Origin of the sequence: Fructobacillus sp. CRL 2054, from assembly GCF_028764065.1 — a bacterium.
Lineage (GTDB): Bacteria > Bacillota > Bacilli > Lactobacillales > Lactobacillaceae > Fructobacillus.
On the sequence record NZ_JACOFN010000001.1, the window covers coordinates 98,267 to 114,713 of the forward strand.

Here is a 16,447-nt window from a genome sequence, read left to right on the forward strand (position 1 = left end):
CCCACCTAGTTCTTTGGGTGTCTCGTGCCAAAGGCTTGGTAAATTAAGAGTGATGCGGCGACGGAAGCATTCAAAGATTGAACGTGACCAATCATCGGAATGGTTAACATGGCATCGACCTGCTTTTTAAGCAAAGGTGAAATACCCTTTCCTTCGTTTCCAATGATTAAGGCCGTTGCACCCTTGGCATCCCATGTCCGATAGTCTTGACCATTCATATCGGTGCCAAAGACCCAGAGGCCACGGTCCTTCAAAGTCTTGACAGTTTGGACCAAGTTTGTCACTCGGCAAACAGGAACGTGTTCGATTGCGCCAGTCGACGCCTTCGCCACCGTTCCCGTCAATTGAACCGAACGGCGCTTAGGAATAATGATCCCGTGCACACCAGCAGCGTCGGCGGTACGCATGATAGAACCCAGATTATGAGGATCTTCAATTTCATCCAGAATCAAGAAGAAGGGTTCTTCACCAGCCTGCTCAGCCTTTTCAAAAAGTTGATCGAGGTCAGCATAATCATAGGCTGCCACTGAAAGAACCAATCCCTGGTGGTTACCACGGTCAGCTAGTTCGTCCAACTTTCCCTTTGGCCCCTGCGTCACAACTAGGCCACGGTCCTTTGCCAACTTGCTAGCTTCTTGGGCAACACGTGGGTTCAAACCGGTTTGAATCCACAACTTGTTCAAGGACTGGTCACCCTTCAATGTCTCAATAACGGCATGGTGCCCATAAATAAAGGCTTGATTATCTTGTTTTGGCATCGTCTGTTCTCCCCTGTTCAACCTGTTCATAGATCCAATTCATCATCTGGTCCAAACGTTCTTCTTGACCGGATAGGTAAAGATAGCCCACCATCGCTTCAACACCCGTTGAAATTCGGTATGCCACTACGTTGGTGTTCTTCGCCTTCGTGTAGGACTTAGCGTTACGGCCCCGCTTGAAGTAGTGCATCTCCGTTTCGGTCAAGTAGTCCTCATCCCGCATGATATCAAACAAGGCAGCGTGTGCCTTGGCCGATACGTAGTGCCTTGACTTCTTCTGAAGGTCGTTAACCTTTGTCAGGCCCGTAGCAACCAAATGTGTCCGCACCTTAATCTCATAAATTGCATCGCCAATATAAGCAAGAGACAACCCATTCATTTGTTCGTAGTCGAGTTTTTCCATATTTTCCTTACTAATAAAAGAATCCCCCGAGCAACCCTATCTTAATTCCATATTGGAACAATTCGTCAAAAGTCGCCCGCAAACTCCTTCAATTTGGCCAAAAAGGCCTTTTTTATACAGTTCGAAGTATTCTATCTGTTTCAATCCGATAAAAAGAACCCATTCCTGGAAAAGTACACCAGTCAGGGCCTTCTTTTATATTATTTCGATTGGTGCTGTGCGCGAATACCATTGTACCAACGCCAAGTCCACATCACCATGAAACCAAGCACAACAGATGCAATAACATGTACGGCAATCTCGCCCTGGTTTTGGGGTGGCCAAAATAGTAAGGCCGCAATCAACAAAACGGCGGTTGCCATCAAAGCCTGCGTCCACTGTGTCCAGTTCGTTACCTGGTATTGATTGTGCGGAACGGACTTTGGAAAGAGAATGTATTGAATTTGTTCTCCGGCGGGGCTAAAGGCTAAGGCATAGTAAGCGCACAGTCCGTAGGCAAACCAATTCACTTCGTATTCTGAATTACCAGACTTCACGCGCCAAACTAACAATGCCAAGATAACAATAACTGGCACAATCGCGATGAGCCAGAGTTGCTTCTTAGACAGCTTCTTTACCCATCCTACCCATTCGATTGTTACTTTTGCCATAGTAGCCTCCATTCGTTCACTAACTCTAGTCTACCCCATTTTGCGGGCTCACTCAATTAAAAAAGCCAGCTGACTAAGCTTCTTTCGCTTAGCCAACTGGCTTTTATTTAAGTCATTAGTCTTCTTGGTCCATCTTTTGGGCCACGTCATCCAATGATTGGATGTCTTCTGCTGAATCTTCTGGCTTTGCAACCACTTCTCCAACAACTTCTGGCTTAATCTTACGGTATTCAGACATACCCGTTCCGGCAGGAATAATCTTACCAATGATAACATTTTCCTTAAGTCCGACCAATGGGTCGTTCTTTCCGCGGATAGCTGCATCCGTCAAGACACGAGTCGTCTCCTGGAATGAGGCGGCTGACAAGAATGAGTTTGTCTCCAAGGCAGCCTTCGTAATTCCAAGCAAGACAGGACGTGCTGTGGCAGGTACCTTACCAGCAAAGAGTGCTGGTTCGTTAGCTCGCTTGAAGTCAGCGATGTCCAACAAAGTTCCTGGAAGCAAGTCAGTCTGACCTGGATCCATGACGCGCACCTTACGAAGCATCTGACGAATCATAACTTCGATGTGCTTGTCGGAAACTTCGATACCCTGCAAACGGTAAACCTTTTGGATTTCTGACAACATGTATGATTCAGTCGTCAAAGTATCCGTAACGGCAAGCAATTCCTTAGGATCGATAGGTCCTTGGTTAATCGCTTCACCACGCTTGATGGCATCACCTTCACCGAAACGCATGCGGGCTGTCAATGGCAAAGTGTAAGTACGAGTATCCGTCTCACCTTCGATTGTGACATCCTTTGTACGTTCGGCAGGGTTTTCTTCGATTGAAGTAATCTTACCCGTAACTTCAGAAATTTCAGCGCGTCCCTTAGGGATACGTGCTTCAACAATTTCCTGCACACGAGGCAAACCTTGCGTGATATCGTTTCCACCGGCAACTCCACCCGTGTGGAAGTTACGCATGGTCAACTGAGTACCTGGTTCACCGATTGACTGTGCGGCAACCGTACCAACGGCTTCCCCAACTTCAACCTCTTCACCAGTAGCCAAGTTACGTCCGTAATCGAGAACAGAAACACCGTGTTCAGTCGTTGAAGTAAAGACAGAACGGATAGTCACTTCTTCGATACCGGCAGCAACAATCTTCTTGGCTGCGATTTCATCAATCATTTCGTTACGAGGAACAATCTTTTCACCAGTTTCAGGATCAAAGACAGTCTTCATCGCGTAACGTCCGAGGATTCGGTCGTAAAGTGGTTCAACAACTGACTTTCCGTCGGTGATGGCCGCAACCTTCACACCACGGTCTGAGCCGTTGTCGTATTCACGAACGATAACATCCTGGGCAACATCAACCAAACGACGAGTCAAGTAACCTGAGTTGGCCGTCTTCAAGGCCGTATCAGACATTCCCTTACGGGCACCGTGGGTTGAGATAAACATTTCCATAACAGTCAAACCGTCACGGAAGTTTGATGTAACAGGCAATTCGATGATCTTTCCACCAGGTCCGGCCATCAAACCACGCATTCCAGCAAGCTGAACGAAGTTCGAAATGTTACCACGAGCTCCAGAATCCTGCATCATAAAGATTGGGTTTCGGAGGTCGAAAGTCTGAATCAATTCGTCTTGGATAACATCCTTGGCCTTTGACCAGATTTCGATAACACGTTGGTAACGTTCGGCATCAGTAATCAAACCACGACGGAACTGCTTTGTAACCGTGGCAACATCCTTATGCGCGTTTTCCAAGATTTCTTGCTTGTTGTCCAATTCCGTAACATCGGTCATGGCAACCGTCAATCCAGACTTGGTTGAAATATCGTAACCAAGGTCCTTCATACGGTCCAAAAGCAAAGAAGTTTCTGTAACCTTATAACGCTTGTAAACAGCGGCGATAATGTCGGCCAAGAAGCCCTTCTTGAAAGGTTTGATGATGTCTTTACCATCAAGGTAATCCTTGATGTCTTGTCCTGGTTCAAGGAAGAAGTCATCAGAGATTGCTTCAAAGTTTTCATCTGAAGGTTCGTTGATGTATGGGAATTCAACTGGCAAGATTTCGTTAAAGAAGAGCTTACCAACTGACGTTACCATAATCTTTGAACGTTGTTCATCAGTGAATGGCTTACCTTCTGGGAATGAAGAAGTTTGGATACCCACACGAGTGTGGTAGTGAACCAACTTGTTTTCAAAGGCCAAACGAGCTTCATCAACTGATGAGAAGATCATGCCTTCGCCTTCACGTCCGGCTTCTTCAGTAGTTAGGTAGTAGTTACCGATAACCATATCCTGAGAAGGCGTAACGATTGGCTTTCCATCCTTAGGAGCCAAGATGTGGCCGGCGGCCAACATAAGCAAACGGGCTTCCGCCTGTGCTTCATCTGACAAAGGAACGTGAATGGCCATCTGGTCACCATCGAAATCGGCGTTATAAGCTTCACAGATCAATGGGTGCAGACGCATGGCCTTACCTGAAACCAAGATTGGTTCGAAGGCCTGAATTCCTAGACGGTGCAAGGTAGGTGCTCGGTTCAAAAGAACTGGGTGTTCCTTGATAACGTCTTCCAAAACATCCATAACGTCTTCGTCAGCCTTATCAATCTTACGCTTAGCAGACTTAATGTTGCCGGCAAGACCACGGGCCGTCAATTCCTTCATGATGAATGGACGGAACAATTCGATTGCCATTGGACGTGGCAATCCCATTTGGTTCATCTTCAAGAATGGACCAACATCGATAACGGAACGACCAGAGTAGTCGACACGCTTACCAAGCAAGTTTTGACGGAAACGTCCTTGCTTACCCTTCAACATGTGTGAAAGGGACTTCAATGGGCGGTTACCAGGACCGGCAACAGGACGGCCACGACGACCGTTATCCATCAAAGCATCGACAGCTTCTTGGAGCATTCGCTTTTCGTTTTGAACGATGATACCAGGAGCGTGCAAATCGAACAAACGCTTCAAACGGTTGTTACGGTTAATCACACGACGGTACAAGTCGTTCAAATCAGAAGTGGCAAAACGGCCACCTTCCAATTGGACCATTGGACGCAAGTCAGGTGGGATAACAGGAATAACATCCATTACCATCCATTCTGGCTTGTTGTCTGATTGCAAGAAGGCCTCAATGATATCCAAACGGCGAACCGCACGGACACGCTTTTGACCAGTTGCTTCTTGCAATTCAGCCTTCAAGGCAGCGGCTTCACCAGCCAAATCAACGTCGGCCAACAATTCCTTGATGGCTTCGGCTCCCATTCCTGCCTTAAAGTTTGCCCCGTACTCCTTCTTCAAGTCGCGGTATTCGCGTTCTGTCAAAAGGCGCTTCTTTTCAACAGGGGCATCACCTGGGTCAACCACAACGTAAGAAGCAAAGTAAATTACTTCTTCCAATGAACGTGGTGACATGTCCAAGACCAATCCCATACGTGATGGAATTCCCTTGAAGTACCAGATGTGGGTAACGGGTGCGGCCAACTCAATGTGACCCATCCGTTCACGGCGGACCTTAGCTGAAGTTACTTCAACACCACAGCGGTCACAAACGATTCCCTTATAACGGATTCGCTTGTACTTTCCACAGGCACACTCGTAATCCTTGGTAGGACCAAAGATACGTTCATCAAACAAGCCGTCTTTTTCTGGCTTGAGTGTTCGATAGTTAATCGTTTCTGGCTTCTTAACCTCACCATGAGACCAGTCATGGATTTGATCAGGAGAAGCAAGACCGATTTGCATAGATTCGAACTTGTTAACATCGATTGCCATCTATTCGGTCACCTTTCTTAAATTATTGTTCTTCGTCAGTAAAGGTGCTTTGTTCTTGGGTCTCTTTTTGACCATCTACCTTATCAAAGGCAACCTTAACTTCTTCATCATCACGGTTCAACAAGTCAGGGTTGGTACGAGCCAACTTTTCCAAAGCATCAACAGGCAAGACTGAGTCGTCTTCGTCCATTTGCTTCAATTGAACTGCTTCACCTTCTTGGTTCAAGACACGCATGTCCAAACCGAGGGCTTGCAATTCCTTGACCAAAACTCGGAATGATTCAGGCACACCTGGCTTAGGAATAGCTTCACCCTTGATGATTGATTCGTAAACCTTAACACGACCAGCAACGTCATCTGACTTGTAAGTCAAGATTTCTTGCAAGGTGTAGGCAGCACCATAGGCTTCCAAAGCCCAAACTTCCATTTCTCCGAAACGCTGTCCACCGAACTGGGCTTTTCCACCAAGTGGCTGTTGCGTAACAAGAGAGTAAGGACCGATTGAACGGGCGTGAATCTTGTCATCGACCATGTGGGCCAACTTCAAGTAGTGCATAACACCAACGGCAACACGCTTATCGAAGGCTTCACCAGTTTGTCCATCATAGACAACTGTCTTACCATCGGCTGGCAAACCAGCTTCGGCCAAAGTCTCTTCGATTTCATCATCGGTTGCACCATCGAAAACAGGGGAAGCAACGTGGATACCAAGCTTCTTAGCAGCGTATCCCAAGTGCAATTCCAAAACCTGTCCGATGTTCATACGAGATGGCACACCCATGGGTGACAAACAGATGTCAATTGGTGTTCCATCTGGCAAGTATGGCATGTCTTCTTCAGGAACAACGACTGAAACAGTACCCTTGTTTCCGTGACGACCGGCCATCTTGTCACCGACTTGAATCTTACGCTTCTGAGCGATGTAAACACGAACCATCTGGTTAACACCAGGAGCCAATTCGTCACCGTTTTCAGGAGTGAAGACGCGAACAGATTGAACAACTCCACCACCACCGTGTGGCACCTTCAATGAAGTATCGCGAACTTCGCGAGCCTTTTCACCGAAGATCGCGTGCAAAAGTCGTTCTTCAGCTGACAAATCAGTAACACCCTTAGGCGTAACCTTACCAACTAGGATGTCGCCATCCTTAACTTCGGCACCGACACGGATGATTCCGTTTTCGTCCAAATCACGCAACTGTTCTTCACCAGTGTTAGGAATTTCGCGTGTAATTTCTTCAGGGCCAAGTTTTGTATCACGAGCCTCTGAATCGTATTCTTCGATGTGAATTGATGTATAAACATCTTCACGGACCAAACGTTCGTTCAAAACGATGGCATCTTCGAAGTTGTAACCGTGCCAAGTCATGAAGGCAATGACAGGGTTTTGTCCAAGGGCTAATTCACCCTTTTCCATTGATGGTCCATCGGCCAACACTTGGTCATCATCGATCTTTTCACCGACTTTGACGATTGGCTTTTGGTTGTAGTTCTTACCACCGTTTGAACGGCGGAACTTCATCAATTCGTAAGTATCTAATTGACCGTCTTCGCGACGAACACGAATCTGCTTAGCATCAACGTATTCAACTTCACCGGCGGCCGTTGAAATCAAAGCAGCACCTGAATCGTGGGCAGCCTTGTATTCAACACCAGTACCAACAAGTGGTGCGTGTGGGTCGAGCAAAGGCACGGCCTGCTTCTGCATGTTGGCACCCATCAAAGCACGGTTAGAATCATCGTTTTCCAAGAAAGGAATAGCTGATGTTCCAATTGAAACAACCTGCTTTGGGGAAACATCGACATAGTCAATCTTTTCGATTGGCGTTTCGATGTTTTCTTCACCGTAACGGGCCATGGCTGTTTGATGAACGAATGAACCGTCATCTTCCAACTCCGTGTTGGCCTGGGCAACGATGTAGTTATCTTCTTCATCGGCAGTTAGGTAATCGATCTTGTCGGTAACCTTGTGAGTACCCCAATCAACACGACGGTATGGAGTTTCGATGAAACCATACTTGTTGATACGACCATAAGTGGCCAAGGAGTTAATCAAACCGATGTTAGGACCTTCGGGCGTTTCGATAGGGTCAATACGGCCATAGTGGGTGTAGTGAACATCTCGAACTTCAACACCGGCACGGTCACGAGTCAAACCACCAGGACCCAAGGCTGACAAACGACGCTTGTGGTTCATTTCGCCAAGTGGGTTGGTCTGATCCATGAACTGTGACAACTGTGATGAACCGAAGAATTCCTTAATTGAAGCAACAACCGGACGGATGTTGATCAATTGTTGTGGTGTAACCGTTGCGGCGTCTTGGATGGACATACGTTCGCGAACGACACGTTCCATACGAGTCAAACCAATACGGAACTGGTTTTGCAACAATTCACCAACAGAACGGATACGACGGTTACCCAAGTGATCGATGTCATCAACTTGACCAACGCCTTCTTGCAAGTTCAAGAAGTAGTTCATACCGGCGATGATATCAGCTGGGCGAACGTTGTGTTCGTTTTCAGGCAAGTGACCGTTACCAATCAATAGTAGGGTCTTGTCTGGGTTTTCAGGTGATTCAATCTTAATCTTTTGCAATACAACAGGGTCTTGCAAGACAGCATCACCAGATGGTGTATAAGTAACCGTCTTGAAGTCTGGGTTGTCCAAGAATGGTGCCAACTTAGCCATCACAGCCTTGTCCACAACCGTTCCCTTTTCCGCAATGATTTCACCAGATTCAGGGTCAGCCAAAGTTTCGGCCAAAGTCTGGTTCAACAAACGGTTCTTCAATGACAACTTCTTGTTGATCTTGTAACGACCAACAGGAGCCAAATCGTAACGCTTTGGATCGAAGAAACGAGCAACCAAAAGGGCACGAGATGAGTCGGCCGTCTTAGGTTCGCCTGGACGCAAACGTTCGTAGATGTCCTTCAATGATTCTTCAACACGTGAATCGGACATGTTCTTGTGAACGTCCTTTTCCAAAGTCATGTTCAAAGCATCGTAGCCATCAGAGAAGATGTCGATGATGTCAGAATCTGATCCGAACCCAAGGGCACGTACCAATTCCGTCATCAACAACTTACGTGTACGATCGATACGAACGTTAGCGATACCCTTGGCATCCGTTTCGTATTCCAACCATGCACCACGGTTAGGGATAACCGTTGTACCAAAGTGTGGACGACCGTTCTTATCAGCTTCCTGGTTGTAGTAAATACCAGGTGAGCGGACAAGCTGAGAAACGATAACTCGTTCGGCACCGTTAATAATGAAAGTACCTTGCTTCGTCATCAATGGGAAATCACCAAAGAAGACATCTTGTGACTTAATTTCGCCAGTTTCCTTGTTAGTCAAGCGAAGAGTCACGTGCAAAGGTGCTGAGTAGTTCGCATCGTGCTCGCGAGCTTCGTCCATGGTGTACTTTGGCTCCATCAACTGGTAGTCAACGTACTCCAAAGACAAGTTACCCTGGAAGTCCTCGATTGGCATGATGTCGTTAAACATCTCCTTGATTCCTTCATCAAGGAACCATTGGTAAGATGCCGTTTGCACTTCGATCAAGTTCGGAAGATCAAGAACTTCTTTGATCTTTGAATATGAACGACGAGTACGGTATTTACCATATTTTACTAAATGTCCTGCCACACTTATCACCTCATCTAAAATTCACTGTTCATGCAAAATAAATATTACAATTTCATAAAAATTTAGCAAAAAAGTCCTTATTTTAGCGCCGTAAGGCACAAAAAAAGCAAGTCTCGCGCCTTAAAAAGTCGCGGACCTTGCCTGCTATAAGGGCTCTGATGGACAATAGATCACCAGTCGCCATATTTATTTACAGTGTTACTGAAGACTATTATACGGGTTTTTAATAGGAAAAACAAGGGCGGTACTTGACAAAAATTCAGAAAACTGCTTTAGCTAATTCAATTTAAAAAGTCGCGCACTTGCGCGACTTTTCCAGATGTAATTTATTAATTTAAAATTAGCAGTATGCCTGATAAAAGAGTACAACTGACAAAATCAGGGCAAAGATACCAACATAGGTCTTAATTTTATCCTCCGGTACGTGGCGAACCACGATGGGTCCGAGGAAACCGCCGGCAAAGAGGCCAATCATCAAGACTGGCACAACCGTCCACTTCACTGGCAGCGAGAAGCAGAACATCCCCGCCGCAATCAGGTTGTTAATGAAGGTGGCAAAGTTTCGAACGGCGTTATAGGTGGCATATTTCTCGTTTAGCGCACGGGAAAGGACGGCAATCATCAGCAAGCCCGATCCAGCACCAAAGTAGCCAATGTAGCCCCCAACCAAAAAGATACTAATCCAGGAAACAACCTTGACCCACTTCTTAGCAGGTTGGTTTGTTGCTTGCTTCTTTGGCATCAAAATTAAAATGGCCGCTAGTAATATGAAGAAAGGCACGACTTTTTTGAAGTTTGAATCGGAACTATGAATGAGCAACAAGGCCCCTACCACACCCGCAGTTGCGTTAATGATTGTAATCAGTAACGTTTGCTTCCAGTGGTTCTTCAGCTCTTTTAAGGAAGAAAGGAGCGTTCCTGCCCCCGAAGCCATCTGTGAAATTGTAATCGTGGCGTTGGCGGAAACCGGCGGAACGCCAAGCGACAGCAATACCGGATAAAGGGTCAGCGCAGCCATCCCCACAATGCCGTTCAAAACACCGGCAATCAAAGACATTACAATCAAATATAAAACGGAAGTCATTAGCTCTCCTCCTAACAGAAAAGAATAATTCTAATTAACAACTAAAGTATAGCACTGCTGGAAGCTACCGAACGCGTCAGTTCTAAGCTATGTTAATATAAAGTCAGCTTATTCAATTACTAATAGATAGAAAGACAGACATCCCCATGACCGCACACATCTTTATCGTGGAAGACAATCAAGAAATCGTGGACCTTTTGGAAAAGGGCCTTGCTGGCTGGGGCTTTACTGTCTCTTCCTGCCAGGACTTTCACGCAGTTGATCAAGAGGTGCTGGCAGCCAAGCCCAACCTGGTCTTGATGGATGTGAACTTGCCCTTCTTTAATGGTTTTTACTGGACGCAGGCGATTCGCAAGCAGTCGCAACTACCTATTATCTTCCTCTCTTCTCGTGCAGAAGACGCGGATCAGATTATGGCCATGAATCTGGGTGCTGATGATTACATGACCAAACCCTTTAACTTGGATTTGTTGATTGTTAAGATTCAGGCGCTTTTGCGCCGGACGGAAAGTGTGGCTGAGTCAACGTCAACGGCCGTGAAGGACTTTGCCGGATTTGAGCTGAACATCCTGGATAATAGCTTGAGCAAGGATGGACAGGTCGTTTCCTTGAGCAAGAACGAAACCAAGCTGCTTTATCCCCTCTTTGAAAAGACCGGTCAGGTGGTATCAAAGGAAGAGATTATGGAAGCCCTTTGGGATGACGAGCTCTTTATCGACCGGAATACTTTGTCGGTGATGGTCAACCGAATTCGGACGAAGACGAAGAAGATTGGTTTTGATACAGTACTGCAAACGGTTAAGGGAAAGGGGTTGACCCTTCATGCTTAAAAGTTGGCTGACCTTTCTAAAAGATTATTGGCTGCTCTACCTCCTCTATGCCTGCACGATTCTTTTCTTAGCTTGGTCGACGGTTCTCCGTTCCAGCAATTCAGCAATTTTTTCTGATGTCTTCTGGCCACTAACCTACTTGTTGGTAATTATCACCGTCTTTTTATCTATTCACTGGTACAAGAAGCGGCGAGCTGTTCGTAATTTACTGGAAGAACAGGACTTATCCACAATTGATGAGGACTTAGGTGCGACTAGTCAGGAAAAGTCGCTGCAAGAACTGCTTGAAAAAGTGCTAAGCCAAAAGGCGGCGCTGGTCGAAGAGAAGAATTTGGAGAGTCAAAAGCTCAAGGACTACTACGCCCTCTGGGCCCACCAGATTAAAGTCCCCCTGTCTGTTTTGGATTTAATGAACCAAACGGGAACGGTTGACCAGGCGCAAACCAAAGAACAGCTTTTCTTGATTAATCAGTATCTCGAAATGCTCCTTTCCTTCATCCGTCTTCAAAACTTTAACGGGGATTTGAACTTGAAGAAAAGCTCGGCTCGTTCGCTGGTCATGCAGGTATTAAAGCAGTACAAATTCTTCTTTATTCAAAAGGACCTATCACTGACGGTTGATGAGGGCGACTTTACCCTGATTACCGATAGTAAGTGGCTGCGCTTTGCTCTCGAACAAATTATCTATAACGCGATTAAGTACACCCGGGATGGTGGCATTCGGATTGCTTGTACCGATGATCAAAAGATTATCATCCAAGATTCTGGTATCGGCATTGATGCAGCCGACCTTCCCCAGGTTTTCAACCAGGGCTATACCGGCTTTAACGGTCGGGTATCCGATAACGCGTCAGGTCTGGGTCTCTACCTTGTCAAAGAAATCTTAGACAAACTGGGCCATCAGGTATCGATTGAATCAAGCATTGGGGTTGGTACAACGGTGACAATTGACTGCTCACAGCAGACTTTATCCTAATCTTACAAGACTGTAAGGATGGCAGCCCTGCCTGTAAGCACGGCGGTCATCCTTTTTGCGTTAAGCTAAGTGCATATTAAAAAACAAGGAGCAAATCATGACAATTTTATCGGTTAACCACCTCAAGAAAGAATACAAATCAAAGCGCTCAACGCAGAAGGTTCAAGCCTTAAAAGACGTCGACTTCAAGGTTGACGAAGGCGAGTTCATTGCCATCATGGGTGAGTCCGGTTCTGGAAAGTCGACCCTGCTAAACTGTATCGCCACCTTGGACAAGCCAACGGCTGGCCACATCTTTTTGAAAGATGAAGAATTAGCATCCTTGAAGGACAAGGACTTGGCCGCCTACCGCCGTGACCACCTCGGATTCGTTTTCCAAGACTTCAATTTGCTGGACACCCTATCAGTGAAGGACAACATCTACCTACCATTGGTTCTTGCTAAGAAGACCAAGGGCAAGGAAGAAAAGTTAGCCACATTGGCCAAGCAACTCGGCATCGAGGATTTGTTGAATAAATACCCCTACGAATTGTCTGGTGGGCAGCAACAGCGTGTGGCCATCGGCCGTGCTTTGATTACCAAGCCAGAATTGTTGCTCTGTGACGAACCAACCGGTGCTTTGGATTCCAAGAACGCCGCTGACATTTTGAACCTCTTTGACGAATGCCACGAGAACGGACAGACCATCTTGATGGTCACCCACTCCTCTTTTTCAGCCTCCCACGCCGGGCGCGTACTCTTCATTAAGGACGGAACCGTCTTCCACCAGCTCTACCGCGGTGAAAAGACCGAACAGGAAATGCTCGTGGCCATCAACGATGCCATGACGAACTTGCTAGGAGGGCAATCTTAACATGTTTTACGTGAAACTCGCCTTCGACTCGCTCCGCAAGAATAAGGAAAGCTACCTCCCCTTCCTTCTAGCCGGAACGGCAGCGGTCGCCTTGAACTTCTTAGTTCAGCTACTCATTTACTCATCGGGGGTTAAAAACCTGCAGTTCGCCTCCGACATCGTCCGCCTGCTACTAGTACTCGGACAAGTTATTATCGGCCTACTTTCCCTGGTCATCATGATCTACACCTACTCCTTCCTAAAGAAGGGCAAGGAAAAGGAGTTCGGCCTTTATAGCATCCTCGGGATGAAAAAGTCGGACTTGGTCAAGATTTCTTTGATTCAGCAGGCCATGTCCTTTGCCATCACCATCGTAACCGGACTCATCACCGGCTTCGTTTTTGCCAAGCTGATGATTCTTTTACTCGTTCGCATGGTGGGTGGTAAGACCTTCGGGATGGAACTTTCCCTCCCCGCTTTGGTCTGCACCATTGCCTTCTTCTTTGGCATCTATGCGGTACTAACCATCATTGATGCCATTGCAGTGGCTCGCACCAACACCTTGGACTTAATGAAGTCCGAAAAGAAAGGGGCTTCGGCTCCTAAGAACCGTTGGATTTTCTTCTTACTTGGTACCATCGCCCTTGTTTGGGGTTACGGTCTGTCATTGACCGTGCCATCCCCAATCAAGGCGGTCAACCAATTCTTCGTGGCGGTTCTACTCGTGGCTGTAGCCACCTACCTGCTCTTTATTGCGGCTTCGACTTTGATTTTAAAAACCCTCCAAAAGAAAGAAAGCTACTACTACCAAAGCAAGCACTTCATCACCGTTTCCAACATGCTCTTCCGAATGAAGCAGAATGCCGTTGGGCTGGCGTCCATCGCCTTGCTGACTACGATGACTTTGGTTGTGACGGTAACGACTGCTTCGATGTACTTTGGAAAAGCGGACTTGATTCAAAAGACTTTTCCACGGGATGTCCAGATATCAACTAACCTCGATAACAAAGACGGCATCTCAAAAGAACAGATTAATGACATGCTAGCCAAGTACGACCTCAAGGCAACGGATAGCTATACCCAAACGACAACCGAAGTCGCCCGTACCTCCATGTCAAAGGACCAGCACTTCACTAGCACGGATTTTGAAAACAAGCCCAACGAACGTAACGTGCAATTTATGACCTTGGACGAGTATCAAGCCATTACTGGCAGCAAGCAGACCCTTAACGCAAACGAAGTTCTGGCTTACGGCCTGAACGGTGCCAAGTTAACCAAGTCTTCTGTTTACTTTGGCAAGGACCACTACACGGTCAAGCAGAACCTCAAGAACATTAAGGGTATGCCATCGGCCATGCCGGATATGACAGCTTCCTTCGTCTTCGTTTTGCCAACGGAAGACAGCTTGAAGTCCGTTGCGAAGAACTTCTTCCCAGCGTCCCTACCAGACACTCTCATGCAGACCAACTACTACTTCAACCTCAGCGGTTCAGCTAAGCATGAGGAAGACTTCTACAAGGCCTTGGACAACTACCAAGGCAACTACATGACCTTCCAAGTGAAGTCGATGACTGAAAAAGTCATGAACGGTATCTACGGTGGATTCTTCTTCATCGGCATTCTCTTCTCCATCTCCTTCATCCTGGCCACCGGCCTGATGATCTACTACAAGCAGATTTCTGAAGGAAAGGCCGACCAGGCCCAGTTCGAAATCCTGCAGAAGGTTGGAATGTCAGAGGGCGAAATCAAGAAGACCATTCGCTCGCAAATCATCTGGCTCTTTGGCCTTCCAATTGCCGTTTCGCTCATTCACTTGAGCTTTGCCATGCCAATGATTAACAAGCTCTTGCTAGCCTTCTCAGTACCACTCACATCGGCCGTCTACGTCGTCATGGTGTCAACCATCCTCTTAATGGTCATCATCTACTACATCATTTACAAGATCACTTCCCGCACCTACTTCAAACAGGTCACGGAGTTGAATTAAGACACATAAAAAGTCGTTCGCGAATGCGAACGACTTTTTCATTTACTTATTTTTTACCAGTCAAATCCACTTCTTGTAGTGGGATAACCTTGGTCTTCTTTGACCACTTGTAGCCCAAGTAAGGGATGACAAAGATTGGCACGGACAAATAAGTCACGGCAATCTTATCCCACTCCCAGTGAGCGAAGGCTTCGGGATCTTGAAGGAAGATAACAACCAAAGACATGAAGAGTGCAAAGATTGGACCGAATGGGAACCACTTTGCCTTGTATGGCAAGTCGTTGACATCGTTTCCCTGTGCCACGTAGGCCTTACGGAAACGCAAGTGAGCGATGGCAATTCCCATCCAAGCCAAGAATCCGGTCAAACCAGAAGCGGCAACCAACCAACCATAAACAACGTTTCCGCCCTTCATTTCTGAAGTAAAGGCCACAAGGCCGACACACATCGTCAACAAGAGGGATGCCCAAGGCACACCGTGCTTTGTTAGGCGACCGAAAATCTTTGGCGCCTGACCCTTGCGAGCAAGGGAGTAAAGAGTACGGGTTGACGCGTAAGTTCCTGAGTTGGCGGCTGACAAAACAGAAGTCAAGATAACTGCGTTCATCAATGAAGCAGCAAAGGCGATACCAGCGTTTTTAAAGACGATGGTAAAGGGTGACATCATAACGTTACCGGAGTCGGCAGCAGACATCAAACGTGGATCTTGGTAGTAAACCAGGGCAGAAATCACAAAGATAGCCCCGATGTAGAAGAGCAAGATTCGCCAGAAGACGGAGTGAATGGCCTTTGGCACGGACTTGCGTGGGTCCTTGGCTTCACCAGCCGTGATTCCAATCAATTCTGTTCCCTGGAATGAGAATCCAGCAACAACGAAGACGGAAAGGACACCCTGCCATCCGCCAACGAATCCGTGTTGACCGACAGTCAAGTTGCGGACAACATCCGTGTTGGAGTGGATAATACCAAAGATGGCCAAAACCCCAATGAAGAGGAAGAAACAGATGGTCACAACCTTAATCAAGGACAACCAGAATTCTGTTTCACCGAAGGTGCTAACAGAGAAGAGGTTAATCAAGAAGATTAAGCAGAGCGCAATCGCTGAGAAGATCCAAGAAGGAACATCTGGCAACCAGAACTGGGCAACCAAACCAACCGTCACCGTATCAACGGCTAAAGTAATGGCCCAGTTGAACCAATAGTTCCACCCTAAGGCAAATCCAAAGGCTGGGTCAACAAAGCGGTTTCCGTATTCCGCAAAAGATCCAGAAGTGGGTGCAAAAGTCGCCATCTCACCAAGGGAAGTCATCAAGAAGTAAACCATGATTCCAATGATTAGGTAGGCTAAAATAGCCCCAAAAGGTCCGGCCTGTGAAACCGAAGCACCAGACGTTAAGAAGAGCCCGGTTCCAATTGAACCACCAAGGGCAATCATGGACACGTGTCGTGTCTTCAATTCATGTTGAATTGTATTTTCGTTCGTTTCTGCCATGAGCAAAA

General features: G+C 46.8%; 11 protein-coding genes. 4 read left to right on the forward strand and 7 right to left on the reverse strand.

Annotated features, from left to right (window positions below; genetic code table 11):
• Window positions 1-5: 5 nt before the first annotated feature.
• The 6 genes from rlmB to H7198_RS00605 form a co-directional block, all read right to left on the reverse strand.
• The gene (rlmB, locus tag H7198_RS00580; protein ID WP_274457777.1) at window positions 6-758 is read right to left on the reverse strand and encodes a 23S rRNA (guanosine(2251)-2'-O)-methyltransferase RlmB; all 753 of its coding nucleotides are present in this window, start codon (window positions 756-758) and stop codon (window positions 6-8) included.
• Window positions 742-1,161, reverse strand: a complete 420-nt coding sequence (locus H7198_RS00585; RefSeq protein ID WP_274457780.1) for a Mini-ribonuclease 3 — start codon at window positions 1,159-1,161, stop codon at window positions 742-744. Before H7198_RS00585 ends, rlmB begins: the two co-directional genes overlap by 17 nt.
• A gap of 200 nt (window positions 1,162-1,361) precedes the next feature.
• Window positions 1,362-1,811 (reverse strand): hypothetical protein, encoded by a 450-nt coding sequence (locus tag H7198_RS00590; protein WP_274457782.1) that lies wholly within the window; start codon window positions 1,809-1,811, stop codon window positions 1,362-1,364.
• A 115-nt stretch (window positions 1,812-1,926) separates the two neighbouring features.
• Window positions 1,927-5,586: a DNA-directed RNA polymerase subunit beta' gene (gene rpoC / locus H7198_RS00595; protein ID WP_274457785.1), complete on the reverse strand. Its 3,660-nt coding sequence runs from the start codon at window positions 5,584-5,586 to the stop codon at window positions 1,927-1,929.
• A 22-nt stretch (window positions 5,587-5,608) separates the two neighbouring features.
• Entirely contained in the window at window positions 5,609-9,238 is a 3,630-nt protein-coding gene (rpoB, locus tag H7198_RS00600; protein WP_274457787.1) for a DNA-directed RNA polymerase subunit beta, read from the reverse strand.
• Between the two features lie 340 nt (window positions 9,239-9,578).
• Complete coding sequence (locus H7198_RS00605) at window positions 9,579-10,322, reverse strand: sulfite exporter TauE/SafE family protein (protein WP_274457789.1); 744 nt, start codon at window positions 10,320-10,322, stop codon at window positions 9,579-9,581.
• Window positions 10,323-10,468: 146 nt separating this feature from the next.
• Here H7198_RS00605 and H7198_RS00610 point away from each other — a divergent pair, with 146 nt between their 5' ends.
• The 4 genes from H7198_RS00610 (at window position 10,469) to H7198_RS00625 (ending at window position 14,947) form a co-directional block, all read left to right on the forward strand.
• The gene (locus H7198_RS00610) at window positions 10,469-11,152 is read left to right on the forward strand and encodes a response regulator transcription factor (RefSeq protein WP_274457791.1); all 684 of its coding nucleotides are present in this window, start codon (window positions 10,469-10,471) and stop codon (window positions 11,150-11,152) included.
• Entirely contained in the window at window positions 11,145-12,128 is a 984-nt protein-coding gene (locus H7198_RS00615; protein ID WP_274457794.1) for a sensor histidine kinase, read from the forward strand. The genes H7198_RS00610 and H7198_RS00615 overlap by 8 nt, the downstream gene beginning before the upstream one ends.
• 97 nt (window positions 12,129-12,225) lie before the next feature.
• Window positions 12,226-12,981, forward strand: coding sequence for an ABC transporter ATP-binding protein (locus tag H7198_RS00620; RefSeq protein ID WP_274457798.1), 756 nt, complete (start codon window positions 12,226-12,228; stop codon window positions 12,979-12,981).
• Window position 12,982: 1 nt separating this feature from the next.
• Entirely contained in the window at window positions 12,983-14,947 is a 1,965-nt protein-coding gene (locus H7198_RS00625) for an FtsX-like permease family protein (RefSeq protein WP_274457800.1), read from the forward strand.
• A 46-nt stretch (window positions 14,948-14,993) separates the two neighbouring features.
• Here the strand turns inward: H7198_RS00625 and H7198_RS00630 are convergent, their stop codons facing one another.
• The gene (locus H7198_RS00630) at window positions 14,994-16,439 is read right to left on the reverse strand and encodes an amino acid permease (protein WP_274457801.1); all 1,446 of its coding nucleotides are present in this window, start codon (window positions 16,437-16,439) and stop codon (window positions 14,994-14,996) included.
• Window positions 16,440-16,447: the final 8 nt, after the last annotated feature.

Bases quoted from the DNA above. Each gene is read 5' to 3' on its own strand.
- H7198_RS00620 (WP_274457798.1), top strand. From the start codon at position 12,226: ATGACAATTTTATCGGTTAACCACCTCAAGAAAGAATACAAATCAAAG.
- H7198_RS00610 (WP_274457791.1), top strand. From the start codon at position 10,469: ATGACCGCACACATCTTTATCGTGGAAGACAATCAAGAAATCGTGGAC.
- H7198_RS00615 (WP_274457794.1), top strand. From the start codon at position 11,145: ATGCTTAAAAGTTGGCTGACCTTTCTAAAAGATTATTGGCTGCTCTAC.
- rpoC (WP_274457785.1), bottom strand. From the start codon at position 5,586: ATGGCAATCGATGTTAACAAGTTCGAATCTATGCAAATCGGTCTTGCT.
- rlmB (WP_274457777.1), bottom strand. From the start codon at position 758: ATGCCAAAACAAGATAATCAAGCCTTTATTTATGGGCACCATGCCGTT.
- H7198_RS00605 (WP_274457789.1), bottom strand. From the start codon at position 10,322: ATGACTTCCGTTTTATATTTGATTGTAATGTCTTTGATTGCCGGTGTT.
- H7198_RS00590 (WP_274457782.1), bottom strand. From the start codon at position 1,811: ATGGCAAAAGTAACAATCGAATGGGTAGGATGGGTAAAGAAGCTGTCT.
- H7198_RS00625 (WP_274457800.1), top strand. From the start codon at position 12,983: ATGTTTTACGTGAAACTCGCCTTCGACTCGCTCCGCAAGAATAAGGAA.
- H7198_RS00630 (WP_274457801.1), bottom strand. From the start codon at position 16,439: ATGGCAGAAACGAACGAAAATACAATTCAACATGAATTGAAGACACGA.
- H7198_RS00585 (WP_274457780.1), bottom strand. From the start codon at position 1,161: ATGGAAAAACTCGACTACGAACAAATGAATGGGTTGTCTCTTGCTTAT.